Raw genomic sequence first — 25,900 nt, forward strand, 5'->3', positions numbered from 1 at the left:
TGGCGCCAATAGACTCCTTCGACGTGACCGAACGAGAGAAGACGGATTCCGCACCCACCAAGGACGCGGGGGCCGCCCTCGACGTGGAGGGCTCCGGTGTCCAACCCCCGGTGTCCGACCGGATACGCAGGGCTTTCTGGTGGCTGGAGCGCTTCGCACCGGCCATCGGATCCCGCTGGGCGGTCGAGCTGTGGTGCACCCCGCCGGTCATCGAGTCGAGTCTGCGCATGCCGCCCGGTGTGCCCCCCGGCGAACCGCTGGAGGCCCACTGGGACGGGCACCGTATTGCGGGTGAGTCATGGGGCGAGGGGCCGACGGTCTACCTGGTCCACGGCTGGGGCGGGCAGCGCACGCACCTCGGGATCTTCATCAAGCCTCTGCTGCAGGCCGGTTACCGCGTCATCGCCTTCGACCTGCCCAGCCATAGCGAGTCCGCTGGGGGCGCGCTCGCACCGGGGCGCACCACGCTTATCGAGTGTGCGCAAGCGGTGGCGGCCGTCATCAAGGAGCATGGGCCCGCCCACGCGGTGGTCGCCCACTCCCTGGGGGCCAACGCGACCACCTTCGCGGCCTCCTATGGCGCACCAGTGGGACGCTTGGTGTACCTGGCACCGATGGGCGATTTCCCCCTTTACTTGGACCTCTTCGCCGCACGCCACGGCTTCGGCAAGCGGATACGCGCCGGACTGCAGCGCCAGCTCGAGCGCCGTATCGAGATGACGCTGCCCGAAACCGAGTTGGTTCGCGTCGCGGCGGCCGCTGGGCATCCTCCGCTGCTGCTGATCCACGACCCCGACGACCCAGACACGCCGTACGCATCGAGCGAGCGGCTGGCGCAGTCATGGCCCGGTGCACGTTTCATGGCGACCAAGGGACTCGGGCGCCTGGCACACTTCCGGATCCTGCGGCACCGCCCCGCGATCAACGCCGGTCTCGAATTCATCGGCCCCGCGACTGAACAGCAGCCAGCCGACGCCTAGAGCATCCCGAGCAGCTCCATATCGGTGACGTACTTGACGATGTTCGGCGCCCCGACCTGAGGAATGTCTCTCTCGGAGCCAATCTTGGCTTCCTGCACCGCGGCACGGAACCGATCGGCTGGGGCGAATGAACCTGTAGTCGGCACGATGGGACTGACCCGCTCGGGATCCTGCACCAGCGTCAGATACATCTGCAGCACCGAGTTTCGCCGGTGCTTCTCGGGCAGTGCGTGCAAGCCTGTCCCGAACCGCTGCAACCAGTCCTGGAAATCGTCGACACGCTCGATGGGGTACCCGGCCTCGATCAACCAGTCGACATACTCGTCGAGACCGATGCCGTCATCATGCGGGTTCATCACGTGATAGGTCTGGAATCCGTCAACCACCTGAACACCCAAGGTGGTGATGGCCTCGGCAACGAACTCCACGGGTAGCCCGTCGAAGTGCGCACGCCTCCGATTACCTTCAGCGTCAAGGCGATAGAACGACTTGGGCGCCAGGCCGGTGGTCACGATGCTCAGGATCATCTTGCTGAACACATCCGACGAGTTCAGCTGACCCGCATAGGTGGTGTCGGCCAGGATCATGTCGCAGCGGAAGACCCCGATCGGCAGTCCACACAGATCATGGGCTTCTCGAAGCAGCACCTCGCCGGCCCACTTACTGCTGCCGTAGCCATTGGCGTACGTGTCCTTGATGACACGCGTGGCACAGATGTCACGGATATCGGCGTCCTCGGTGAAGGCCACCTTTTTGACCGGATCACCCACATTGGCCGTCGACACGAAGGTGAACATCTTCAGCTTCGTGGTGAGGGCCAACCGGATCAGCTCTGCGGTACCGGCCACGTTGGGCCCGAACAACTCGCCATAGGACAGGGCGCCACTGACGACGGCCGCCGAATCGACGATCACGTCAACGGTATCGGCCAGTCGCTGCCAGGTCTGCTCGGTCAAACCGAGGTCTACTTCACCCTTATCACCGGCGATGACCTCCAAATGGTCTTCGGCCAGTTCATGGAAGTGCCGCAACAGTTCCGGGTCGCCGCTGTCGAAGATCTGTTCCAGGCGGCGGCGGGCCTCCTCATCCGACGAGGCCCGCACCAAGCAGATCAGCTTGCCGTCGAGCAATTCCAGCTTTTCGAGCCATTGCAGCACCAGGTAGCGACCGAGGAAGCCCGTCGCCCCGGTCAGCAGGACGGTGCGCGCCTCCCCACTGGGATTCGGCAATATCGTTGCGTTGCTGAGGGTTTCCGCGTCGATGAACTTGTCCAGCGTCAGATCCGCGGCACGCACCTCGGCGACCTCGGAGCCGTGTACCGCCACATAGCGCGGGTCACTGGCATGCTTGTCCAGTTGTCCGCTCAGGCTGCTCACCGTGGGGGTGTCGAAGAGCGCGCGCACCGTCAGGTGGGTGTTCATCGACTTGTTGATGGCGGCGATCAGGCGCATGGCCGACAGCGAGTCTCCGCCCAGATCGAAGAACGACTCGTCGACGCCCACCCGTTCCAGACCGAGCACGTCGGCATACAGGCCGGCCAGGGCTTCCTCGACCGGATTGGACGGGGCCCGGTACTGGGTTTCCTGATACTGCGGCTCCGGCAACGCACGGGTGTCGAGCTTTCCGTTGACCGTCAACGGCAAAGCGTCGATGACCACAATCGCCGCGGGGACCATGTAGGCCGGTATCCGTTCGGCCAGTGCGGCTCGTGCCTGGGCCGGCTCGACGGTCCCGGTGACGTATCCGACGAGTCGCTTATCGCCCGGGCGGTCCTCACGCACGATCACCACTGCCTGCTCGATGCCCTCGAGATCGGCTAGCGCGGTCTGGATCTCGCCGAGCTCGATGCGATAACCGCGGATCTTCACCTGATCATCGGCACGCCCCATGTAGTGCAGTTGCCCGTCGGTACCCCACCGCACCAAATCCCCGGTGCGATACATACGCAGTCCTTCTTGGCCCGCGAATGGGCATGCCACAAAACGCGATGCGGTTAGCCCGGACCGGTGCAGATACCCGGCCCCCAGCCCGTGGCCCGCGATATACAGCTCCCCGACCACCCCTATCGGAACCCGTCGCATCGAGGTGTCCAGCACGAACAGCGCCGCGCCGGCGACCGGCACACCGATCGCCGGTGTGCCGGAGCCAGCGGCCAGGGGCGGACTCACTGTCACGCACAGTGTGGACTCGGTGGGGCCGTAGGCATTGACCATCAACCGTCCGGGCGCCCACCGGTCCACCATCTCCGCAGAGCATGCTTCGGCAGCCACCACCAGGGCCATGCCCTCCAGCGCCTCCGGAGACAGTGCTGCCGCCGCGGACGGCGTTTGGTGCAAGACCGTGACGCGCTCCGTAACCAGGAATTCCTGGAAGTCTTCCGGGACCAACGATTCGGGTACCACCACGAGGCTGCCACCGTGCAGCAGCGGACCCCAGATCTCTTCCACCGAGGCATCAAAGGCATACGAGTACCACTGAGACCACACCTGCCCCGGCCCCGACGGCACACCAAGGTGCTCATACCCCAGCACTTGTGTCACGTTGTGGTGAGTTGTCGCCACGCCCTTGGGAATACCGGTGGTACCCGAGGTGTACACGATGTGCGCGATGTCATCGGGGGCAGGCCCCGCCAGGGCGGTGCCAGGCTGGGTGTTCACTGCGGAGCCGCTGACATCGATGATCGGCAGCGTGTACCCGTGCAGACGTGAGCGCAGTGCCGCACTGGTTATCGCGGCGATCGGACGCGCATCGTTGATCATGAATTCGATGCGCGAATCGGGAACTGCGGGAGCGATCGGCAGATACGCCGCCCCGCTCTTGAGTACCGACAGAATCGCGACGATCGCCTCACCACGGCGTTCGGAGAGCAACGCCACGCACTGACCCGGTCCCGCACCGTGCTCAACGAGCAGGTGCGCCAAACGATTCGATTCATCATCGAGCTCGCGGTAGGTCCACGACCGCTGTCCGCATCTCATCGCGATCGCCGCTGGATTGCGAACCACCTGCGCTGCGAACAGTTCCGGTATCGACGTCGGTGTTACCGGAGCAGAGAGCACCGCGCGGTTGCCCAGATCATCGAGCCGGGCACCTTCGGCGGCATCGAGCACATCCACCGCCGACAACCGCTGCGAAGGATCTGCCGCGACAGCCTCAAGCACCCGCCGCAGCCGTGCCATCAGCGACTGCACACTCTCCACATCGAAGACGTCGGTGCGGAACTCGACCGCACCACCGATCCCGGCAGGTGCGCCGGTGTCGGTGAAATGCTCACCCAGAGAGAACGTCAGGTCCATCCGAGCGGTGTTGGTGTGCACCGGTATCTGCGTGATCCGCAGATCGCCCAGCGCCAATGCCGCGGCATCCTGCCCGGGAAGGTTCTGCCAGGTCAACCCGACCTGAACAAGTGGATGACTACTGCGGGACCGGATGGGGTTGAGCCGCTCCACCAGCACCTCGAAGGGCACGTCCTGGTGTTCGAGCGCACCCAGACTGCGAGCGCGGACCTGTGTCAGCAGATCCGCGAACGTGGGGTCACCGCCGGCATCGACCCGCAGCACCAACGTGTTGACGAAGAAACCGACCAGCTCGTCGAGCGCCGGCTCATCACGCCCGGCGACCGCGAACCCCACCGCCACATCGGAGGTGGCGCCGATCTTGGACAGCAGCACCGCCAGTGCCGCCTGGATCACCATGAAGCTGGTCGCTCCATGCGCACGTGCCAATGCACGCACTCCCTGCTGCAGCTCTTCCGGCCAGTCCAGATCCACACTGGCGCCGCGGTAATCGGCGACGGCTGGGTAGGGCCGGTCGGTGGGCAGCGAGAGATGTTCAGGCATCCCGGCCAGCGCATCCTGCCAATAGGCGACCTGGGTGGCGATGGCGCTCCCGCTGTCTTCGAGATCGCCCAGCTGATCCCGTTGCCACAGCGTGTAATCGGCATACTGCACCGGCAACGGCGCCCAGTCGGGTGCATGTCCCCCGCACCGGCTGGCATAGGCCACGGTCAGATCGCGCATGAGCGGGGCCACCGACCAGCCGTCGGCGGCGATGTGATGCACCGTGGCCACCAGCACGTGCTCGCCGTCGGACACCGCGAAAAGCTGCGCATACAGCGGTATCTCGGCCGCGAGATCGAACGTGTGACGCGCCACGGCGCCGATCGCGTCATCCAGCTGCGCGGGCAGCCATGCGCTGGCGTCGACGACATCCCAGCCGAATTCCACGCTCTCGGGTGGCAGCACCTGCTGGTACGGCACGCCGTCCTCATCGCGGAACACGGTGCGCAGCGATTCGTGGCGGCTCACTACATCGGACAACGCCGCACCCAATGCGTCCAAGTCCAGCTGCCCGCTCAGCCGCAGCGCGACCGCCATGTTGTACACCGGTGAAGCACCGTGCAATTGGTCAAGGAACCACAACCGCCGCTGCGAGAACGACAGCGGAACGACCGCGGGACGCGGTACCGACACCAACGGCGCGCGGCCGCCCGATTCGGTGCGCAGGCCCGGAGCCAGCTGGGCGATCGTGGGGGTATCGAAAAGAGCACGCACGGTCAGGTGCGTGTTCATCGACTTGTTGATGGCCGCGATCAAACGCATCGCCGACAGCGAGTCCCCGCCCAGATCGAAGAACGAATCGTCGACGCCCACGCGTACCAGACCGAGCACCTGCGCATAGATATCGGCCAGGATCTCCTCGACCGCGTTGGACGGGGCCCGGTATTGGGTTTCCTGATACTGCGGCTCCGGGAGGGCGCGGGTGTCGAGTTTTCCATTGACCGTCAACGGCAAAGCGTCTACCGCCACGATCGCGGCCGGCACCATGTACGGCGGCAGGCGCTCACCCAGCACCACACGCGCGCCGGCGGTATCGACCAGTCCGGCTACCGACTCGGTGACGTAACCGACCAAACGCTTATCGCCCGGCCGATCCTCGCGCACGATCACCACCGCCTGGTCGACACCTACGACGTCGGCAAGGGCCGCCTGGATCTCGCCGAGTTCGATGCGATAGCCGCGGATCTTGACCTGCGCATCAGCGCGGCCCAGGTACTGCAGGTTTCCATCGGCACGCCACCGCACCAAATCGCCAGTGCGGTACATACGCTGGCCCGGGCCGCCGAAGGGGCACGCCACAAACCGCGAGGCGGTCAACGACGAGCGGCTCACATAACCGAGTCCAAGGCCGAGCCCCGACACATACAACTCGCCGACCACACCGACCGGCACCGGCCGCAGCCAGGCATCGAGCACAAACAGTGCGGCTCCGGGCACCGGGCCACCGATCGTCGGCGTCCCAGAACCCGCGGCCAACGGCTTGCTGACCGTCACGCACATCGTGGTCTCGGTGGGCCCGTAGGCGTTCGTCATCACTCGCCCTGGTGCCCAACGATCCACCAGCTCGGCCGAACATGCCTCGGCGGCCACCACCAGTGCCACCGAATCGAGTGCCTCCACGGACAGCGCCGACACCGCCGACGGGGTCTGGTGCAGCACGGTGACATGTTCGTCAATCAGCAAGGCCTGGAACTCATCCGGACCGATCGACTCCGGTATGACCAGTAGCCGCGAACCGTGGAACAGCGCACCCCAGATCTCTTCCACCGAGGCATCAAAGGCGTACGAGTACCACTGAGACCACACCTGCCCCGGCCCCGACGGCAAACCGACGTGCAACGACTCCAACAACTGCGTGACGTTGTGGTGAGTTGTCGCCACTCCCTTGGGAATACCCGTAGTGCCCGAGGTGTAGATGACATGCGCGACGTCGTCAGAGGCGGGCGACGGCAGCGATGCATCGGACTGTTCGCCGATCACCGGGTCATCGACGTCGACGACCACGACATTCTGCGCCGCGAACCGGCTCGCCAATTCGGCAGTGGTAACCACGGCCACCGGCCCCGCATCGCCGATCACGAAATCGATCCGGGCGTCGGGCACCGCCGGGTCAATCGGCACGTATGCCGCCCCGGTCTTGAGCACCGCCAAGATCGCGATGATGCCCTGCGCCGAGCGCGGGAACATCACCGCAACGCACCGGCCTGGGCCAGCACCTAAGCCAATCAGATAGTGCGCCAGCTGATTCGAATCCCGATCAATCTCACCGTACGTCCACGACCGGCCTCTGCAGGTCAGCGCGGCCGCATCGGAGGTCCGCGCCACCTGTCCCGCGAACAACGCCGGAATCGACGTCCCCGTCGCCGGGCGGAGCAGCACTGCCCGGTTGCCCATCGCGTCCAGACGTTCACGCTCGTCGGCTCCCAGCACGTCCACCGCGGACAATCTCTGCGATGGATCGGCGGCCATTGCCGCCAAGACGAGTTCGAGTCGGCGAACCAAGATCTCGGCGCTCGCGGCATCGAACACTTCGGTGTCATGTTCGATGGTCAGCGCCAGTTCCCGACCGGGTGTCACCTGTAGTGCCAGCGGGTAGTGGGTGGCTTCCCGGCTGGAGAACCCCGCGATGGCCAATTCGCCTGTCCCCATGATCGTCTCGAATGCCGCCGGGTCGATCGGGTAGTTCTCGTAGACGAACAAGGTGTCGAAGAGCTGGTCCTGCCCGGTGACGCGGTGAATCTCGGGAAGCGCGACGTGTTGGTGGTCCAGGGTGCGATTGGACTGGCTCTGCAGCTGCTCCAGCAGCCCGGCGGTGGTGGTGGTCGCGGTAATGCGTGCGCGCACCGGGACCGTGTTGATCAACAGGCCCACCATCGATTCCGCGCCTGCCACCTCGGCAGGACGGCCGGAGACGGCGGCCCCGAATGCCACGTCGTGCTGGCCGGTCAACCAGACCAGCAGCTGCGCCCAGCCTGCCTGCAGGACGGTGTTGACGGTGGTGTGATGTGTGCGTGCAAGGTCGGTCAGTGCGCGCGTGGCCGGCTCGGACAGTCGCAGTGATTGAGTCTCGCGGCGCCCCGATCCCAGCTTGTGCGACGGGCCCACCAGCGCGGGCGTCTCGAACCCGGCCAGCGCGTCCTGCCACGCGGCGAGTGCGGCGTCATGATCCTGTTCGGTCAGCCATGTCACGAACCTGCGGAATGGGACGGCCGGCGGCAGCGCGTGCCCGCCCAGAGTCGCGAAGACCTCTTGCAACAGGATGGGCAACGACCAACCGTCGAGCACACTGTGGTGGCTGGTGAGCACAAAGCGGTGTTGGTCGTGTCCGATCCGGATCAACGCCACCCGGAACAGGGGCGGGCTGGTCAGATCGCAGACCGCTGCGCGTTCGGCCGCACACACCTGATCGATCTGGTCGTCGATATCGATCCCGCCAAGTTCTATGTACTGCCAAGGGGTTTCAGGATCGGCGGGGATGATCTGCACCGGCGGATCGAACTGTGGGTGGAAGCGGGCCGCGAGGTTGGGATGTCGGGCGATGACCGTATCCACCGCGTCGCGCAGCCCCTGCGCATCGAGCGCACCCGCAAGAGTGAGGTCCAGTTGCACCGCATACACATCATCGCTGTTGGCATGGGCGGTGGCATGGAAGAGCAACCCCTGCTGCAGCGGCGTCAGCGGCAGCACATCGGCAACTCGGTGCTGGCGCTCCAGCTCGTCGATCTGATGTTGAGTGAGGGATGCGGGCAGGATATCGGTCGGCGTCAATCCCCCTCCGCCGCAACGCACATGTGCGCAGATACCTGTCAGCGCCTCGATCCAGAGCTGGCTCAATCGGCCGATCTGCGCATCGTCCATCGAGGACACCCAGGTCCAGTTGGCCTGCAGACGAGGCTCGGTGCCGGTGCCCGTTTCCCAAACACCCGCGTTCAGGGTCACGGTATGAGCCAATGCCAGCGGCACAGCAGCGGTCACCGCGGCCGCAGCGACGGCGTCGGTGCTCGGCAGCCACAGCTCGCCGCCCTGATCGCCGACACCGCCCAGACGCCCCAGGTAGTTGAACCCGATAACCGGTTCTGCCCCAGCGAGATCCACCTCGGGGTTCAGGTATCGCAGCAGACCGTAGGTGATGCCGTCGGGCAGCGCACGCAGCTGCTCCTTGGCTGCCTTGATCACCGCACCCAACGCGGCATCGCCGGCGCTCACCTGCACCCAGTCCAGCCTGCCAAGGCTCAGGGCCACCGGGTATTTACTGGTGAACCACCCGACAGTGCGCGACAGATCGACCCGTGCGGTCACACTGGGATCCAAGTCCTCCTGGCGCCCATGGCCTTCCACGTCGATACCGACCGGCGCACCGGTGTTACCCGTCAGCTGCGCGACTGCCAGCCCGAACGCGATCAACAAGATGTCGCCCACCCCGGCGTGGAACGCCGCAGGGGCCTCACCCAGCAAGATGCGGGTGGTGTCGGCGTCCAGAGACACCGACATCGTGTGGGCGGTCGCGTAGGTATCAACCTCCGGCTGCACGGCAGGCAGCAGCGCAGGGGTCGTCTGCACCCTCGTCCACGCCTCGGCATGTCCAGCCACCTCGGTGGTGCGCGCGTGCCGATCGATCAGCGCCGCCCACCGGGCGAAGGACGTGCCAGTCGACGGTAGAGCCACCGGTTGCCCGGCGTGATGCTGAGCCCAACCGATATTGATGTCTTCCAGCAGGATTCGCCAAGACACTCCGTCCACGGCGAGGTGGTGCACAACCAATGCCAGCTGCGCTGTGGAGCGCACCCACAGTGCGCTCAGCATCGTCCCGGTGGCCGGATTCAGCCGGTCTCGGGCCTGCAACAATGCCTCGTCGGACAAGGCGTCCACGCAGCGCAGGCAGTCGCGCGCGTCCACCGCCCCCGCCTCGGGGACTGTCAATGACCACTCATCCGCACCGGTGTCCTCGGCACGCAGCCGCAACATCGCGTGGTGGTCCAGTAGCGCTTGCAGCACCACCGTCACATCGGCTTCGGTCACCGCGGCCGGGACCGACACGACCATTGTCTGATTGAAGTGGCCGGTTTCACCCTGCACGCCCTGCAGCCATCGCATGACCGGCGTCGCGAGCACCTCGCCCACCCCGTCATCGGCCGCATCCTCATCCCCGGTGACCAGGGTGGCCACGCGGGCCAGCCGTGCCACGGTCTGCTCGACGAAGACATCGCGCGGTCGGCACAGCACCCCGGCAGCTCGTGCACGCGACACCACCTGCATCGACATGATGCTGTCTCCGCCGAGATCGAAGAACGAATCGTCCACGCCGACCCGCGGGAGCCCGAGGACCTGTGCGTAGATAGCAGCGAGCGTCAGCTCGACCTCGTCTGATGGTGCTCGGTACGCGCCGGCCGTGAGCTCAGGCGCTGGGAGTGCCCGGATGTCGAGCTTGCCGTTGGGGGTGAGCGGAAGCGCATCCAGGACGATGATCGCGGACGGAATCATGTAGGCAGGCAACCGATCACCGAGCGCCGCGCGGGCCTGGGCGGGATCGACGGCGCCGGTGACGTAGCCCACCAGGCGCCGATCGCCGGGACGGTCCTGGCGAACGGTGACCACGGCCTGCTCCACGCCGTGTACATCGGCGAGTACTGCTTGTACTTCGCCGAGTTCGATGCGGTTACCGCGGATCTTGACCTGCTCGTCCGACCGGCCCATGTACTGCAGCGCGCCATCGGCGTTCCAGCGCACCAGGTCCCCCGTGCGATACATCCGCTGCCCGGTCGGACCGTACGGGTTGGCCACGAACCGTTCCGCCGTCAACACCGCGCGGCCCACATAGCCGGATGCGAGTGCCGGACCGGCTAGATACAGCTCGCCCACCACGCCGATGGGCGCCGCGTTCAGCCCCGCGTCCAGCACCAGGGTTTGCATGCCCGGAATCGGGGCACCGATACCCACCGGCTGCCCGGCTGTCGTCGGTGCAGAGGTTGCCCAGATGGTCGCCTCGCTGGGGCCGTACGCGTTGATCAACCGCCGATCAGGTGCCCACGCGTCCACCAGCTCACGCGGGCAGTCCTCACCCGCGGTGACCACCGTACGTACCGCCGACAACCGCGTCCGGTCCAGCGATGACAACACCGTCGGGGTCAACACCGCGGCGGTGACGTGCTGAGTCTGTAAAAACTCAGTCAAGGCGTCTGCGGCGTAGACGTCACGCGGTGCCACCACCAGCGCTGCACCCGCACTCACTGCCCACACCATCTCGAAGACCGAGGCGTCGAATGTCGGCGAGGCCACCATCAGCACCCGCGCATCGCCGCCCAGTTTCAGCAGATCACGTTGTGCTGCAGCAACTCCCGGCAACCCCGCGTGACCAACGGCCACGCCCTTGGGGGTACCGGTGGAGCCCGATGTGAAAATTACGTATGCGGTGTTCTCGGCCCGCAGCGCCGCTGACCGATCGGCATCGGCGATAGGTTCGGACGACTGCCCAGACACGTCGTAGCCATCGATACGCAGCACGGGGCGCGCGCCAGCCCAGGAAACCTCTTCGGTGCCACGGGTCACAACGCACACCGCTGCCACCGAATCCAGCACCGTGGCGATCCGCTCGACCGGATGAGCGCCGTCCACCGGCACGTATACGCCGCCGGCCTTGGCCACGGCCCACCACGCCACCACCAGCTCGGCGCAGCGATCCATCGCCACACCCACCGCACGTTCCGGGCCGACCCCGTTCTCGATCAACACCCGCGCCCACCGCGTCGACCATTCATCGAGTTCGCGGTAGGTCAGCTCCCGGGCGCCGTCGACCACGGCCACTGCATCCGGCCTGCTGGCTGCTGCCGCGGCCAGCAATTGCGGCGCCACCCCAACCTGCGCCTGCGCTCCCGCACCGGACCACTGTGACTGCACCAGATCGTGCTCCCGCTGGTCCAGCAGCGGCAGCTCACTAACCACCACCGCGGGGTCGGCACCCAGCAGACGCCCCAGGAGTGATTCCAAACGGGTTATGTGCCTGTCGATCTCGGCGGTCGTGTACCTGTCGGGGTTCCACGCGAACTGGATGCGTGAGGTGCCACCACCTGGTCGCGGATAGATGTTGATCGCGATGTCCTGGACCGGGAAGGTGGTCAGCACATTGACCACCGCCTCCGACGGCCCGAAGAAGAACACATCCGCGAAATCGAAGACGTTGATGACCTGACCGAACTCGATGTTGGTGTCGCGGCGACCCGCATCGGCCACCAGCTCCGGCCAGCGCCGGAACTGTTGGTGCCGCAACGCGCCCACGACGGCTCTGGCGACCTGGCCGTCGAGCGCTCCGATGGTGTCCGCGGCATCGACGGTGACGGACAACGGCACCAGGTTGGACACCATGCCACCGCATCTTTTCAGCGCCGCCGTCGTGCGCCCCGATACCGGCAGCGACAGCGAAACATTCTGGCGTCCGGTTGTTTTCGCGATGAAAGTGGCCAGCGTTGCGATGACTCTGGCTACCTCGATCTGGCCAAGTCCGTTCTGCGACAACAGCTCGTCGCAAACCAAATCGCGCACCTGGGGGTGGCGCGGCGTGACCACACGTTCCATGCCCGCAAGGTCGGCCGTCTCCACGGGCTCGGCCAAGACCTTCTTCCAGTACTCGAAATCCGCATCGCTGCGCGCGGACTGCTGATACTTCTGGTCGGCGTCGCGAATCACGGAGAACTCCGAGAAATCGACATCGGTCTGCGGTGCGACCGATCCCGAGTACACATCTGCGATATGCCTCAGCAGATTGTTGGTGGCGTACCCATCCAGGAGAACGTGATGTGTACGCATGTAGAAGTACGACAGATCGTCGGCAATCCGCAATAAGGTGAAGTGCGTGAGCCGTTCGCTGAGTAAGTCGATGGGCCGGCGGTATTCCTCGTCCATCCAACGACGAGCGGCAGCGGCAGCATCGGGCTCGGCTCGCAGATCGATGCAATGCATGGTCTGCGGGAACGAACGGTCCACCACAAAGACCGGTTCACCGTCCTCAAGGGCCAGCCGCGCACAGGGAGTGCCGAATCGCGCGGCCATCGATTCGCAGGCGACCATGAGCCTTTCGGCGTCTACGTCATGGTTGATCGTGACAAATCCGGCGAAGTTGTAGGGAACCTCGGGCCGCAGTTGTTGGGCAACCCATATCGACCGTTGCGCGGCTGTCAGGGGTCCGAGAACTTCTGTCTGCGTTCCGTAATTGAGCATGAGGACGACGAACTCCCTACTTGGGCCTGCAAACTGGCGTCTGAAATGTCAGCGTTGAGATGACTTGTCGCGCTGGGCGGACACGTCCTCTACGCGAGTCGTTGGCGCAGGTCCTTCGGCCGGATATCGGGCCAGTGTTCATCGATGTATTCAAGACATGCCGCGCGGCCCGCGTCGCCGTAGACCACGCGCCAGCCCGCCGGCGCATCGGCGAAGGACGGCCACAGACTGTGCTGCTCCTGGTCGTTGACCAGAACGATAAAACTGCCATTGTCATCGTCAAAGGGGTTGGTTTGCATCGATTTTCCTCATCATCACGATCTGAGCGCGACGGCGCTGCGAGCCTGCCGAGCAGCCTGGGGATCAGGTGTGGCTGTTGAGATATCCCCCGCGCCGGAAGTACTCGTGGCCGCTGTGCTCGTTGCCGTCGGCGTCTCGGATGCGGGTGATCACCAGCCCGCGGTTACCCACGCGGTAGGCATCAGCGCCACACACCACGACCCCGCCTTCTTCTTGCACGATCACCCGCCCCGGCGTACCGCCATAGCGGGCCTCGGAAATCCGCGCCTCCAAAACCTCAATACGCCCGCCGTCATAGAAAGTGAACGCCCGCGGATACGGATCCGACAACGCCCGCACAAACCGCTCCAGATCCTCGGCCGGCCAACCCCAATCGATCGCACTGTCACGCTCAGAACGCTTATGGCAGTACGTGCGCTCCGCCTTGTTCTGCGGCCGCCACAGCGCCTCACCGGACTCCAACGCACCCAGCGCCTCAGCCAACACCCCCGGAATCAGATCCATCCCCCGCAACACCAACTCGGTGCCGGTATCAGCCGGACCGATCGGCAGCGAATGCTGCACCAAAATGTCACCGGTATCCAAACCGCTATCCATACGATGCACCGTCAACCCGAACTCGGACTCACCACTGATCAACGACCACAAAACAGGCGAGAACCCAGTAAATTTCGGCAGCAACGAATCATGAAAATTCAGCGTGCCATGCGGCGGGAAATCATAAAGCTCCACCGGCATCCGGTTATACCAACTATTAACCACAATGACATCAGGCTCAGCACCCTTAACCAATTCGATGGTTTCAGCATCCACCCGCGTCGCCAAATGCACCGGAATACCGTGCTCACGCGCAAGCTCATCAACCGGCGCCGACCAAATCGCCTTATACGCTTCCTCACTAGAAGGATGCGTAACCGCCAGCACCACCTCATGCCCCAGATCGATCAACGCCTGCAAAGTCCGATAACCCCAGACCTGATACCCGAACGACACGACGCGCATTACACGACCCCTTAGCTTTTAAGCGCTGGTCAGGGGCTTGAGCCCACAATTGAACACCACTGGCAGATCAGCTTAAGGGTTTTCTCAGGTTATGCAAGCCTTCCCTAAGCCGCGCAAGGACCCTAGCATCCCGTCGCTGGCCGCCCAATTGCCCGCGGGTGAACAAGAAGCGCCGCACACCTCAGGGGTTGATATTTACCACCACTGCCCGCGGTAGAAAAATCGCCGGGATAACGGTAACTACCGCTAATGCGACGGCGACAAGAAATACCGTTGTGTACGCATGTGACAGCAATTGAGATGTATCACCCGCAAAATCTGAATACGAGTTCATCGGCGAGCCACCCGCCATTCCGGCGGCACCGGTTTCGCCACCCGATACCGCCGTCGGATCCGGCTCAATTCCGCCCCCGACACGGTTGAACTGAGTGGTCAACAACATTGCCATCAACGCGGCCCCAACCGAACCCCCTACCTGGTCGTTGACACTCAACAGCGTGGTACCCCGCGCCACCCGCGCAGGTGCCAGCGACTGGACGCACGCCGCTGAAAGCGGCGTCGACGTGCAGCCAACACCCATGCCCATGATCAGTAATCCGATCAGCAATATCGCCGAGTGAGCCTCGGGCCGCGCAACTCCGTACGCGAATACCCCCAGGCCCACCGCGATCAGGGGCAGCCCGATCAAGACGATCGTGCCCGGACCGCGCTTGTCCATGAACACCCCTGCCAGGGGCACGGTCAGTACGAGACCGATTCCCATGGCCACCATGGACATCCCCGACTGCATCGGCGTCTGATGCAGAGCCACCTGAAAGTAGCTCGGCACAAGCAACCCGGCCCCCACAAATGTGGCGGCGAAGGCGAACTGGGTGATGTTGGCCCACCGCACCACCGGGTTTTCGAACAGCCCCAGGTCGATGAGCGGGTGGGACGCACGGTTTCTGGTGTGCACCACGAAGGCGAAAATCAATGCGGCGCCGATAGCTATAGGTAGCAGGACATGCGGGTCGGCGAGGCTGTCACGCCCGGGTATCGCCAACATGCCGGCAAGCAACGTGGCCACGCCAGGTGAGAGCAACAGCGCGCCGACGACGTCGAGTTTCTCGGAAGGCTCGGGACGGTCTTTCGGGAACATGAGCGCCGCCAACAGAAAAGCGCTCAATCCGATCGGCAGATTGATCAGGAAGATCCATTCCCAGCCATAGGTGCCGATCAGCCATCCTCCCAGGATCGGCCCACCGATCGGGCCGAGCAAGAAGGGAACAGCGCCTATCGCGATAACGCGGCCAAGACGTTTCGGGCCCGCTTCTCGGGTCAGGATCATGAAGCTCAACGGCATCAACATGCCGCCGCCAACTCCCTGGATCACACGGAAGATGATGAGCAGCAATATATTCGGCGCTACTGCGCACAGCAGCGAGCCAACCGTGAACACCAGGACCGCGCCCAGGAACAGCCGCTTGGTGCCGTATCTGTCGGCTGCCCAGCCACTCATCGGGATCACTGTCGCGAAGGCGAGCATGTAGCCGGCGATGGTCCAGGAGACCATGGCCTGACTGGCCCCGAATTGGGTGACGAACGTGCGTTGGGCGACGGTGACGGCCGTGCTGTCCAAGAAGGCCATCACACTGGCCAGACCGCATATGCCGGCGATCCGGAGCAGCGAGGCGTCCAGCTTGTCGGGATGGGCGGGCGCCTCTACATCTGGCCGCTCGGCAGGCCCGCTCGGCGCACCGAGGGTCGTAGGCACGCTGTCCATAAGTCGGCGAGTATATCGACGCGGCGGACTCAGTTGGGGTCTACCGCCAACGCGCCCGATACCACTTCGGCAGAGATATCCGCCCTCCTGCCACCACCGGAATACCAACGGTAGTAATCGCTCTGCACCCGGCTGACGATCCCGGGCAGAATTCGGTACGAATCCCGGTACAAGATGCCCAGCGGGTTGTTCACCTCGCGGCTCCGCCGCCGGATCGCATCGACGACCATGTCGACGCCCTCCTCCAAAGTCAGCGACGCGTATTGACTCCAGTCGGTCGGAGCGATCATGTCCGTTGCGACAAGCGGTAGGTGGATGTTGGTGACCCGCACTCCGTCGGCCCGGCTTTCGATGCCCGCGATGCGCAGCACCGCGTCCATGGCCGCCTTCGATCCGACATAAGCGGAGAATTCGGGGAGATTACCTAGCACGCCGATCGACGAGCTGTGCACGATATGCCCTGAGCCACGGGCGCGCATGCCCGGCATCAGGCGCAGCACCAGGCCCACACCGCCGAGGTAGTTGATCGCCACCGTCCGCTCGTAGTCGTGCAGCCGGTGTTCGGACTCCGCGAGCGACCGCATGATCGACCGCCCGGCATTCAGCACCAAGATATCCGGCGCCCCAAAGCGTTCCAGCACCTCGGTGGCCACCGCTCCCGCGCCCTCGCCCGTCGACAAATCGCCGGATACGGCGTAGGCGGCCCCGCCTCGCGCGGTGATTCCCCGCACGACGGCGTCGAGCTCGTCGGCCCGGCGTGCGGTGACAATCGCAGTCCCCCGGCATCTGCGACCCTTTCCGCCAGTCGCCGCCCGATCCCGCTGGAGGCGCCGGTGATCAACACCGTCCGGCCGCTCACACGCTCGGTCAGCGAGGGAGTCCACGGGTAGCTGACCCTGACGGGCTTAGTAAGAACATTGATGACATGCCTGACCGCCCGCATCGGGTCTCCCATAACTCGTGTGCTGCTGACTGTTTCGCGTTACGCCAAGAGACCGCGGCGTTTCGGCCCAGGGCAATGATCATGTTGACATCGTCCGTTGTCAAGATTGCCTCCGCCTGGCCAGTTTCGGCATCCCGCCGTCGTATTGTTTGCTATCGTTTCTGATAGGTGCCAGCCCTAGGGGTCGTATGCGATTCAGCGCGACAGTCTTTCTCCTCGCGGCACTCCTGTGCGCCTGCGTGTCCCCCAGTAGCTCAGCCCGGCACGACCAATGGTCCTCACTCGTGGCGATGCTCGCCGACCAGCAGAAGGCCCTGCACGAGAAGGACCCTCTATACGGCCTTCCTGGCCCGCTCCAGCCGGCAACACGCAAGGACATCCGCGCGCAGGAACGCCAGCGGGGCCTGTATCTCGACGCCGATCACCGGGAACTGCTCCAGATTTCCGACGGCCTGCGCTTCTTCTGCGGCTTCGATGACTTGTTCTCATTCGCGGACTCGATGCCCGGCTCGAAGAACTGGGAGGGCATGAAGGCGTACATCGAGGGCGCGTCGCTGACTCCCGAATACTTCGGTGCCCACTCCTTCAACCAACTGATTCCCGTCCTCGGCACTGAGGACGATTACGTCATGACCATCGCCGTTGCCCACTCATACTTCAGCGACGAACCCGGCACCGTCTTCGAACTTGGCGGTGACGGCCCCAACGGGATCGGCCAGTACCCGACGTTGATGGACGCAGTGAGAAGTAAGTCGGAGTGGTACCAGAAAGAGCTGCGGAGCATGAACGAATAGGACGGCGGGAACCAAAACGAATGCGCAATCGTCTGACCTAACAAGAAGCACATCCGGGGGGGACACATGACATCGGCACCGGCGTTGCCTGCGCGGCATCCGCTAACAGCTGCTGCGTATCCTGATCTCGCCGGTTCCGCGCGCTCAACAAGGTAACCAGATAGGTTGAATGTCATGTCCGATCTGCCCACTCGTACCTATATCGAGTTTCCCGGAATTAGCACCCGCGCCTGGGAGCACCCCGCGGACCGGGCCGCTCTGCAAACACTGCGTAGTCTCAAGGGCTTCGACACCGTCCTCAAGGCGCTGGCCGCACTGTTGCGCGAACGCCAGCATCGGCTGATGTACCTGGCCACCGCCATCCGCGTCGACGACCGTCAGTTCAGCTCGCTCAACGACACCCTCAATGATTGCGCCCGCATCCTCGACGCCCCCGAAATCCCCGAGCTGTACGTCATTCAAGGGCCGTACGCCAACGCGTTCACCATCGGGATGGACCGGCCGTTCATCGTGCTCACCTCCGGCCTATTGGACCTGATGAATGAACAGGAGCTGCGCTTCGTCGTCGGCCACGAACTCGGGCACGCACTGTCCGGGCATGCCGTGTATCGCACAATGCTGCTGCACCTGATGCGGCTGGCCGGGAATCTCGGCTGGATGCCGATCGGCGGGTGGGCGCTGCGCGCCGTCGTCGCCGCGCTCATGGAATGGCAGCGCAAGTCCGAACTCTCCGGCGACCGCGCCGGAATGCTCTGCGGGCAGGACGTGGATACCGCCATCCGCGTGGAGATGAAGCTGGCCGGCGGGTCACGCCTCGACGAGATGGATACGCAACGCTTCCTGGCGCAGGCCGCCGAGTACGAGCGCACCGGGGACATGCGTGACGGCGTGCTCAAATTGCTGAACCTGGAATTGCAATCGCACCCCTTCTCGGTGCTGCGGGCCGCCGAACTGAGCAAGTGGATCGACCGCGGCGAATATGGCGCGATACTCGGCGGAAACTACCCGCGGCGCGAAGACGACGCACAGTCCGATTTGGGTTCTGATTTCCGTTCCGCGGCAAGGTCATACAAAGACAATTTCGACTCCTCGACCGATCCGCTGATCTCCGCACTACGCAACTTCGGGTCCACCCTTGACGGCGTCGTGAACGTCGTCGGACAAGGGGTCACCGATGTCGCCAGCGACGTGCGCCGCCGATTTTCGGAGTGGCGCAACAACTCCGACGACGAGCCACGCGATGGCGACGCCTGACCTCGGGCATCAACCGTGAACGACCCGAGCTACATGAACTTTTTCGTGGAGCGAGCCGCATCTGATGCGGCGGTGGTGGCGGCCTGCACCAGGGCAAGCGGATGTGCACTGGAGTCAGACGGCCATACCATCGATGACCCGCAGGGATACGTGCAGATCACCGAGTACACGGATGGATTCAGGATGGGGCTGTGCATCATCGCGGCGCCCGATGTGCCGGTGACTCGGTCTCACGAGGCGGTGGCGCAGGCCATCGCTCGTGAACTACGTCAGCGGGTGCTCTTCGACATCGAGGATCCCAGCACCGCTTCGGGTGAACGATGGATCCTGGCGATGCCCGATGGCGCGGTCTCGACAGTCGACATCGTGGAGTACGAGGACGGTGTCGGCCTCGCTTGACCACAGTGGCGCCGCCGGTTATTCGGTGGCCGATACCGTTCGCCACCCCATAGGCTCCAGACCTCATGACATCGACCCACGACCCCTACGTGCTGCGCGCGACCATGCGCGCAGATCTCTCCGTAGCGATGAAGACCCGCGACAGCCTGGCCGTCAGCGCACTGCGGACGGCGATCGCCGCGATCGACAACGCCGAGTCGGTGGACGGTGCCACACAGACAGTGCAGAACAACACTCATATCGCCGGCGCGGCAAGCGGTCTCGGATCAGCGGAGGCGGCCCGTAGGGTGCTCTCCCCCGCAGATGTTCGCGCGATTCTGCACTCACAGATCGAAGACCGGGCCACCGAAGCCGCACGCTACGAGATGCTCGGCCAGGCCGGGGCAGCGGAGCAACTGCGTGAGGAAGCCGCCGTTATCGCCGGCTATCTGTAGCCGATGCGTAGCGCCTGGCAATGCCGTCGCACAGGATCTCGACACCCTTGACGATCACCTCGCGCGGATTGGTCACCTGCGGCAGGTCACCCACCCCCACCAGCGCGGCCAGTCGCGGGGACTCCGGCACACCGACGTTGCCATCGATCAGCTCCGACAAACCCGAAAAGTCCGTACGGGCGCCCGGGGAGACAAGCTGCCCGCCAACCGCGCCCAGGCCGACACCCTGCGAATAGCTCCACACCTGAAACGCCAATTCCGCCGCCTCGGGCACGGGGACCCCGAGGTGGCTGAAGGTCTCCAGCAACCAATCGAAACACACCAGAGTTTCGGGTTGCATGCCGTTGCGCGGCACCGCGTACGCCAACAGCACCCAGGGGTGAGTGCTGTACAGATTGAAGTCGTACTCGACGGCGACGCGTACCCGTGTACGCCAGTCCGGGTCGCCCATCATCTCTTGGGGATAGGCGAATCGCCGGGTGACCTCAGCGGTCATCTCGACCAGCAGCGCATCCTTGTCGGCCACGTGACGGTATAGCGACATCGCCCCCACCCCGAGGGCATCGGCGATCTTGCGCATGGAGACACCGGCCAAGCCATCCGAGTCGGCGATCGTAATAGCCTGGGCAACAATCGATTCCAGCGTTAGACGCGGATCGGTCACGGCACTCCTGTCATAACTCGATTGACCACCTTCGCCAATTTGCGTACAGTGTACCCAGTCTACTGCGTACGCCGTACGCACACAAATATCATCCGGAGCGATACCCCATGACCAGCTGCAAGAGCACAGCGACCGAAAACGCGACGCCTGAAGGCGCCCGCGCTGGACGCCGTACCTGGTTCGGGCTCGCGACCCTGCTACTACCGGTCTTCCTGGTCTCCATGGATGTCTCGGTGCTGTTCCTGGCGATGCCACGGCTGTCCGAGTCACTCAACCCGACCGCGGCCGAGCAGCTCTGGATCCTGGACGTGTACGGATTCCTGCTCGCAGGTCTGCTGATCACCATGGGCAATCTGGGTGACCGGTGGGGCCGGCGGCGCCTCATGCTGTGGGGGGCGACGCTTTTTGGTCTCGCATCGGTGATCGCGGCGTTCGCACCCACACCGCTGACCCTGATCGCGGCCCGCGCCCTGATGGGTATCGGCGGAGCCACCCTGCTGCCTGCCAGCCTGGCGCTCATCGGTGTCATGTTCCCCAATGCGCGCCAGAAGGCGCTCGCGGTCGGCATCTGGGCCGCAGCGTTCTCCTTCGGTGCGGCGGTCGGCCCCGTCATCGGTGGCCTGCTGTTGCATCACTACTGGTGGGGCTCGGTATTCCTCATCAACGTCCCGGTGCTGATCGTGCTGCTGCTCACCGCGAACGCACTCATTCCCGAATACCGAAACCCTGTGCTGGAGCCGTTCGACCTCGCCGGCGTCGCGTTGTCCATGGTTGGCATCATGGCCTTTGTCTACGCCGTGAAAGTCATGGCCACACATGGCTTTTCACCTGCGGTGGCGATCACCGGAGCTATCGGCGTACTGACGCTCGCGGCATTCGTCCGCCAGCAGATGCGGAATCCTCATCCCCTGTTGGCACTCGACTTGTTCCGCAATCGGACCTTCACCGTGGCAATCGTCGGCACCATCGCCGCGATGGCCACCTTCGGTGCGACCACCTACCTCACCGGGCTCTACCTGCAGTCGGTGCTCGGTTTCGACGTGCTGGCCGCCGCGTTCCTGGGACTGCCGATGGCGCTGACCGTCGCCTACTTCTCGATGGACGCCGCACGCATCGAGCGGCTACTCGGCGAGCGTTGGACATTCGTGACGTCTCTGCTGGCCATGGCCGTGGGCAACGCGGTACTGCTCGCGCTGGGCCCCCATGGGCCGGTCGGCGTCTACATCGCGGCAACGGTGATCGTCGGCGCCGGAGCCGGCGTCATGTTCACCTTCGTTTCGGCGGTGGCGCTGAATGCCGCCCCGACCGAGCGCGCCGGGCAGGCCACGGGCATCTCGGAGATGAGCTTTGAACTCGGGACCGCCTTCGGGCTCGCGCTGTTCGGCGCCCTCGCCTCGGCGATATTCGCCGCACGCACCCACATGCACGAGACACTCGGGCAGGCCATGGCGCGCGCCAAGGATCTCGGCGGCGAGGCCGGCGCCACCGCGGCCGAACTCGCCAGAACCGGATGGACGGACGGAATCCATGCGGTCGCCGGGGTGTCGACGCTGCTCCTGGTCGCCACCGCGCTCGCGGCAGCCCTCGTGATGCGTCACACCGACACCTGATCGGGAACCTTCGGCGCCCCGGGCTCGTAGAACACATATGACCCGCGAGATCCGAGACATCGACTCCACCAATGAAGCCGTTGCCCACCGCGTGATCGCCACGGCATTCGCAGAGGATCCCGTGGTCCGATGGGTGAACTCCGACCCCCGACGAGACGTGGCCATCTTCCGTGGCATCTCACTGGCGCTGCACGGCTCCGGTCAGGGCGAGTACCTGCTCTACGAAGACGGCGTGGCGGTCGGAGCTGCCCATTGGGACCCTCCCAGCTGGGAGCCGCCCGCCGCACAGCGGATGCGGGCCATCCCGCTGCTGCTCGGAGCGATCCGGCTGGGCGTGGTGCGTGGTGTTGCCCTCGCGCGCGCCGCTGCCGCCGTCCGTCCCACACACCCGCACTGGTATCTGGCGACCATCGGCGCCGCCATCCCCGGCAAAGGCATTGGGTCCGAACTCCTCAAACACCAGATCGACCAGCTCGAGGGGCCCGCGTATCTGGAGAGCTCGAACATCCGCAACAACCCGCTCTACGAACGCTTCGGATTCAAGGTCGTCGATGAGATCAAACCGGTGTCCGACGGCCCCACCCTGTGGGCGATGTACCGAGACTGATTGCGTCCCAACATCGCTGACGGCAGACATGCAGTACTACTGAGAATCGGTAACGACCATGACTACCCTGGCGATGGAATACCTAGAGTTCGGTATCTATTAGTGCTGATAGTTGTCCCTGCCCGACGTGACAGGGACGCCGGTAGTGCAGAGGGTTGACATGACGATTGTTCCGCCTCCCGTCGAGGACACGGCGATGCGGGCTTGGGAGAACCCCGAGGAACATCCCGAACCGGACGACCGGTGGGGCAAGTACGTGCCCGGCGAACCACAGCTGCGCGCGGCAGCCTTCGGGACACTGATCGGCCTGCTGGTCGCGGTGCTTATGGGCGCGGCCTACGGCGCCGAGCCCGGCGATTCACTGTGGGCGCTGAACAAAACCGTCTTCACCGGCCACTCCCAAGACGTCGCGATACGTGCCGTGGTCGCCCCACTCAAGAACGCTCAGGACATCCTGAGCACCGGCAAGCAACCCTCGCCCGATCAACTCACCGACGCCCGAACCTCGCTCAACGAGGCCAAACAGGGAATGGAATTCATCTCCGCCTCCAATGAGCGCACCACTCTGCAGAACCTCTATCTGCAACTGACGCAGCAGCTACGCCAGTACACCCCCGAACAGGCCCAGCAGCTTCCCGCGCTGCCCGCGCCTCCGGAGGTGAACACCGACGCGAATCTGGCCGCCAACGTGGGACCCGCCGCACCGGCATCATCGCCGCCGAGTTGGGGATATGCGGCCGCAGCGAGCGCACCCGTTCCCAATGCGCCGCAGTCTTACTCCACTCCGCCGCCTCCCGGGATTCCGGTCGATTCCGTCGCCGACTGGCCGGCTCCCGTCGCCCCGCCCCTGACTCCCAACCTGCTCGATCTGGGCGGCTACGACCCATCGTGGTCGCTGCTGTACGGATACAACGTCCTGGACTGGTTCAACTGGGGGCTATCCGGCTTCAACCGATACGGATATGACTTCATGGGGTTCGACCGTTGGGGTTATGACCGGTGGGGCTATGACCGATGGGGGTATGACCGAGCGGGCTACAACTGGGATGGCTACAACTGGTCGGGCTACAACCGTGACGGTCGCGATCGTGACGGGCGCAACGAGTGGGGCCAGTTCCGCGACGACGACCCCCGTGACCAGGCTTGGTACGACAGGTACCACCCGTATCGGCAGTACTACGATTGGAAATTCCAGAACACCAACCCGGTGTACAGCCGCAATCTCTGGGACCAGTCCCATGGAATCAACCCCGCTGAGTACCGCGATTGGAATCTCAATCGCGGCTGGGACAACCCCTTGGAGCGTGACTGGTCGCCCGTTGCCCGCATCACCGATCGCCCGGCCCTGGCCGAGCCCGTCGTGAACCTCGATGCGTCCCTGGCGCAATTCCTGACCGAGGACAAGTCCGCCCGCCCGTCGCAAGATCTCATCAAGGACCTCTCGACCAAGTCGGTCCGAAACTTCAGTAAGGAGCTCGCAGCCCCGGCGCCGGCTCCCGAGAAGTCACCGACATCGACATCACCCGTCGACGTAAAGCCTTCCGCTCCACCGGTACTGACGGTGCCCGCACCTACCGCACCACCCAAGCTGGTGCCCGAGGACTTCACTCCCCCGTCGCTGCCTACGGTCCCGCCCCTGACTCCTGCACCCTCCTCGGAGCCGCGTGCGACCTCCGGTACGACGAGCCCGGCACCCTCGACCGAACCGTCACACGAACCGACGCCGACATCGGGGCCCCCGGGCGGCGCCACGACCAGTGCACCGGCCCCCTCCACCACATCTGTGGCTCCGGCGCCCACCACCCCGAAGGACGAGACCTCCGCACCGGCGAGCACGCCGGCCACTCCGACCCACGAGACACCGGCGACTTCTACGCCACGCCAAACCGTCTCGACACCGCAACCATCGGCGACGGCCGAACCGTCCGCCGCGCCCGAGCCCACCAAGCAACGCAGCACGCCGACGTACGAAGCTCCATCGTCCGAGGCACCTGCCCCGCGGACGACAGAGCCCGCCCCGCAGCCAACCGCCGAGGCGCCGGCGAAGCAGACACCCGTCGAGCGCGAAACGCAGCCGTCGCGCGCATCGGCCCCAGAAACCGTGGCACCCACCCGCGAAGCGCCCACACGGGAGGCACCGACCTACAGCACTCCAACGCAAGCACCCAGTGCGGGTGGCGGATACGGCGGTGGCAGTAGTAGTGGCAGCGGTAGTGGTGGTGGCCACCACTAGCGAGAGCCCCATCGCCACCCAAGTAAGGGTACCCTTAGTTCATGCCTACGACATGGATGGACACCGTGGTACGCCAGGTGCGCCGGGTTGGCGACTTTCCGTTTCCGCACCAGGCGGCATTCATTCTCGACAATCCGATTCATCGCAAGTTCGTCAATCCGGCAGCCGTGGCCGAGCGGCTGGCACTACGGGGCGACGAACGGGTGCTGGAGATCGGCCCTGGTCCGGGGATCTTCAGTGTGCAGATAGCCCCGCGACTCCCCGCCGGCCACCTCGACCTGTTCGACGTACAGCCCGAGATGCTCGACAAGGTCAAACACAAACTCGACCGGGCCGGGTACCGGAACGCGGAATTTCACTCGGGCGACGCCAGCAATGGACTTCCTTTCCCGGACAAGTCTTTTGACGTTGCGTTCCTCGCCAGCGTGATCGGCGAAGTCCCCGACAAGACGGCGTGCATCCGCTCACTGCACAAGGCACTCAAACCCGGCGGGCGGCTGATCTTCCAGGAAATCTTCCTCGACCCCGATCGCCTCGGCATCTCCGAGCTGCGGACCCTGGCCGAACCGGAGGGCTTCGACTTCGCCTCGGCTACCGGAAGCCGGTGGCGCGACATCGTGGAGTTCACCCGTACCGAGCGCTAGCAGCCGCCTCCGCACGCTTCTCTGGCAGCAACCACCATCCGCGCAACCATGCCACCTTCCCTGGCAGGTAGCGCACGGTCATGCCACGCATCGCACACTTCCCGTGCAACCGCCTCACGGTCAACTCATCTGACGAGTTTGCGCCCCCGACGATGGCGGACGATTGTGAGGAATACCATATCTGGATATATCGTTAGTTTAGGTAATCTACTTTTTAGACTTCC

Annotated in this window: 14 protein-coding genes and 1 pseudogene; 9 read left to right on the plus strand and 6 right to left on the minus strand. The window is 64.6% G+C overall.

The features are described from left to right. Positions 1-23 precede the first annotated feature (23 nt). Entirely contained in the window at positions 24-980 is a 957-nt protein-coding gene (locus HBA99_RS14880; protein ID WP_070952723.1) for an alpha/beta fold hydrolase, read from the plus strand. Here the strand turns inward: HBA99_RS14880 and HBA99_RS14885 are convergent. The 5 genes and pseudogenes from HBA99_RS14885 to HBA99_RS14905 all read right to left on the minus strand — a co-directional run bounded on the left by HBA99_RS14885 (position 977) and on the right by HBA99_RS14905 (position 17,037). Continuing rightward, positions 977-13,030 (minus strand): non-ribosomal peptide synthetase, encoded by a 12,054-nt coding sequence (locus tag HBA99_RS14885; RefSeq protein ID WP_070952722.1) that lies wholly within the window; start codon positions 13,028-13,030, stop codon positions 977-979. The two genes, HBA99_RS14880 and HBA99_RS14885, sit on opposite strands and share 4 nt — an antisense overlap. An 89-nt stretch (positions 13,031-13,119) precedes the next feature. Next, positions 13,120-13,329: an MbtH family protein gene (locus HBA99_RS14890; protein ID WP_070926669.1), complete on the minus strand. Its 210-nt coding sequence runs from the start codon at positions 13,327-13,329 to the stop codon at positions 13,120-13,122. Between the two features lie 64 nt (positions 13,330-13,393). After that, on the minus strand, positions 13,394-14,332 hold the full coding sequence (locus HBA99_RS14895; RefSeq protein WP_070923615.1) for a methionyl-tRNA formyltransferase: 939 nt from the start codon (positions 14,330-14,332) through the stop codon (positions 13,394-13,396). Between the two features lie 181 nt (positions 14,333-14,513). Then, positions 14,514-16,094 (minus strand): DHA2 family efflux MFS transporter permease subunit, encoded by a 1,581-nt coding sequence (locus HBA99_RS14900; RefSeq protein ID WP_070952721.1) that lies wholly within the window; start codon positions 16,092-16,094, stop codon positions 14,514-14,516. A 29-nt stretch (positions 16,095-16,123) separates the two neighbouring features. Further along, a pseudogene (locus HBA99_RS14905) lies at positions 16,124-17,037 on the minus strand (SDR family NAD(P)-dependent oxidoreductase). Between the two features lie 284 nt (positions 17,038-17,321). Here HBA99_RS14905 and HBA99_RS14910 point away from each other — a divergent pair. The 4 genes from HBA99_RS14910 (at position 17,322) to HBA99_RS14925 (ending at position 19,918) form a co-directional block, all read left to right on the plus strand. Further along, positions 17,322-17,831 (plus strand): SMI1/KNR4 family protein, encoded by a 510-nt coding sequence (locus tag HBA99_RS14910; protein WP_198528395.1) that lies wholly within the window; start codon positions 17,322-17,324, stop codon positions 17,829-17,831. Positions 17,832-18,005: 174 nt separating this feature from the next. Next, entirely contained in the window at positions 18,006-19,085 is a 1,080-nt protein-coding gene (locus tag HBA99_RS14915; protein ID WP_057968164.1) for a M48 family metallopeptidase, read from the plus strand. A gap of 15 nt (positions 19,086-19,100) precedes the next feature. Then, positions 19,101-19,484 (plus strand): hypothetical protein, encoded by a 384-nt coding sequence (locus tag HBA99_RS14920; RefSeq protein WP_131822836.1) that lies wholly within the window; start codon positions 19,101-19,103, stop codon positions 19,482-19,484. 65 nt (positions 19,485-19,549) lie between these two features. Next, a complete protein-coding gene (locus HBA99_RS14925; protein ID WP_057966701.1) occupies positions 19,550-19,918 on the plus strand; it encodes a GatB/YqeY domain-containing protein in 369 nt (122 codons plus the stop codon). Here the strand turns inward: HBA99_RS14925 and HBA99_RS14930 are convergent. Then, positions 19,899-20,582, minus strand: coding sequence for a TetR/AcrR family transcriptional regulator (locus tag HBA99_RS14930; RefSeq protein WP_030093737.1), 684 nt, complete (start codon positions 20,580-20,582; stop codon positions 19,899-19,901). The two genes, HBA99_RS14925 and HBA99_RS14930, sit on opposite strands and share 20 nt — an antisense overlap. A 107-nt stretch (positions 20,583-20,689) precedes the next feature. Here HBA99_RS14930 and HBA99_RS14935 point away from each other — a divergent pair, with 107 nt between their 5' ends. The 4 genes from HBA99_RS14935 to HBA99_RS14950 all read left to right on the plus strand — a co-directional run bounded on the left by HBA99_RS14935 (position 20,690) and on the right by HBA99_RS14950 (position 25,676). Then, on the plus strand, positions 20,690-22,192 hold the full coding sequence (locus HBA99_RS14935; protein WP_057966702.1) for an MFS transporter: 1,503 nt from the start codon (positions 20,690-20,692) through the stop codon (positions 22,190-22,192). A gap of 37 nt (positions 22,193-22,229) precedes the next feature. Further along, entirely contained in the window at positions 22,230-22,799 is a 570-nt protein-coding gene (locus HBA99_RS14940) for a GNAT family N-acetyltransferase (protein ID WP_030093739.1), read from the plus strand. 160 nt (positions 22,800-22,959) lie between these two features. Continuing rightward, the gene (locus tag HBA99_RS14945; RefSeq protein WP_070952719.1) at positions 22,960-25,032 is read left to right on the plus strand and encodes a hypothetical protein; all 2,073 of its coding nucleotides are present in this window, start codon (positions 22,960-22,962) and stop codon (positions 25,030-25,032) included. A 56-nt stretch (positions 25,033-25,088) separates the two neighbouring features. After that, the gene (locus HBA99_RS14950) at positions 25,089-25,676 is read left to right on the plus strand and encodes a class I SAM-dependent methyltransferase (RefSeq protein WP_070952718.1); all 588 of its coding nucleotides are present in this window, start codon (positions 25,089-25,091) and stop codon (positions 25,674-25,676) included. Positions 25,677-25,900: the final 224 nt, after the last annotated feature.

It is taken from the genome of Mycobacteroides chelonae, from assembly GCF_016767715.1.
GTDB lineage: Bacteria > Actinomycetota > Actinomycetes > Mycobacteriales > Mycobacteriaceae > Mycobacterium > Mycobacterium gwanakae.

Coding starts and splice junctions, on each gene's coding strand:
- HBA99_RS14935 (WP_057966702.1), top strand. CDS start 20,690: ATGACCAGCTGCAAGAGCACAGCGACCGAAAACGCGACGCCTGAAGGC.
- HBA99_RS14885 (WP_070952722.1), bottom strand. CDS start 13,030: ATGCTCAATTACGGAACGCAGACAGAAGTTCTCGGACCCCTGACAGCC.
- HBA99_RS14945 (WP_070952719.1), top strand. CDS start 22,960: ATGACGATTGTTCCGCCTCCCGTCGAGGACACGGCGATGCGGGCTTGG.
- HBA99_RS14890 (WP_070926669.1), bottom strand. CDS start 13,329: ATGCAAACCAACCCCTTTGACGATGACAATGGCAGTTTTATCGTTCTG.
- HBA99_RS14940 (WP_030093739.1), top strand. CDS start 22,230: ATGACCCGCGAGATCCGAGACATCGACTCCACCAATGAAGCCGTTGCC.
- HBA99_RS14950 (WP_070952718.1), top strand. CDS start 25,089: ATGGACACCGTGGTACGCCAGGTGCGCCGGGTTGGCGACTTTCCGTTT.
- HBA99_RS14900 (WP_070952721.1), bottom strand. CDS start 16,094: ATGGACAGCGTGCCTACGACCCTCGGTGCGCCGAGCGGGCCTGCCGAG.
- HBA99_RS14915 (WP_057968164.1), top strand. CDS start 18,006: ATGTCCGATCTGCCCACTCGTACCTATATCGAGTTTCCCGGAATTAGC.
- HBA99_RS14895 (WP_070923615.1), bottom strand. CDS start 14,332: ATGCGCGTCGTGTCGTTCGGGTATCAGGTCTGGGGTTATCGGACTTTG.
- HBA99_RS14925 (WP_057966701.1), top strand. CDS start 19,550: ATGACATCGACCCACGACCCCTACGTGCTGCGCGCGACCATGCGCGCA.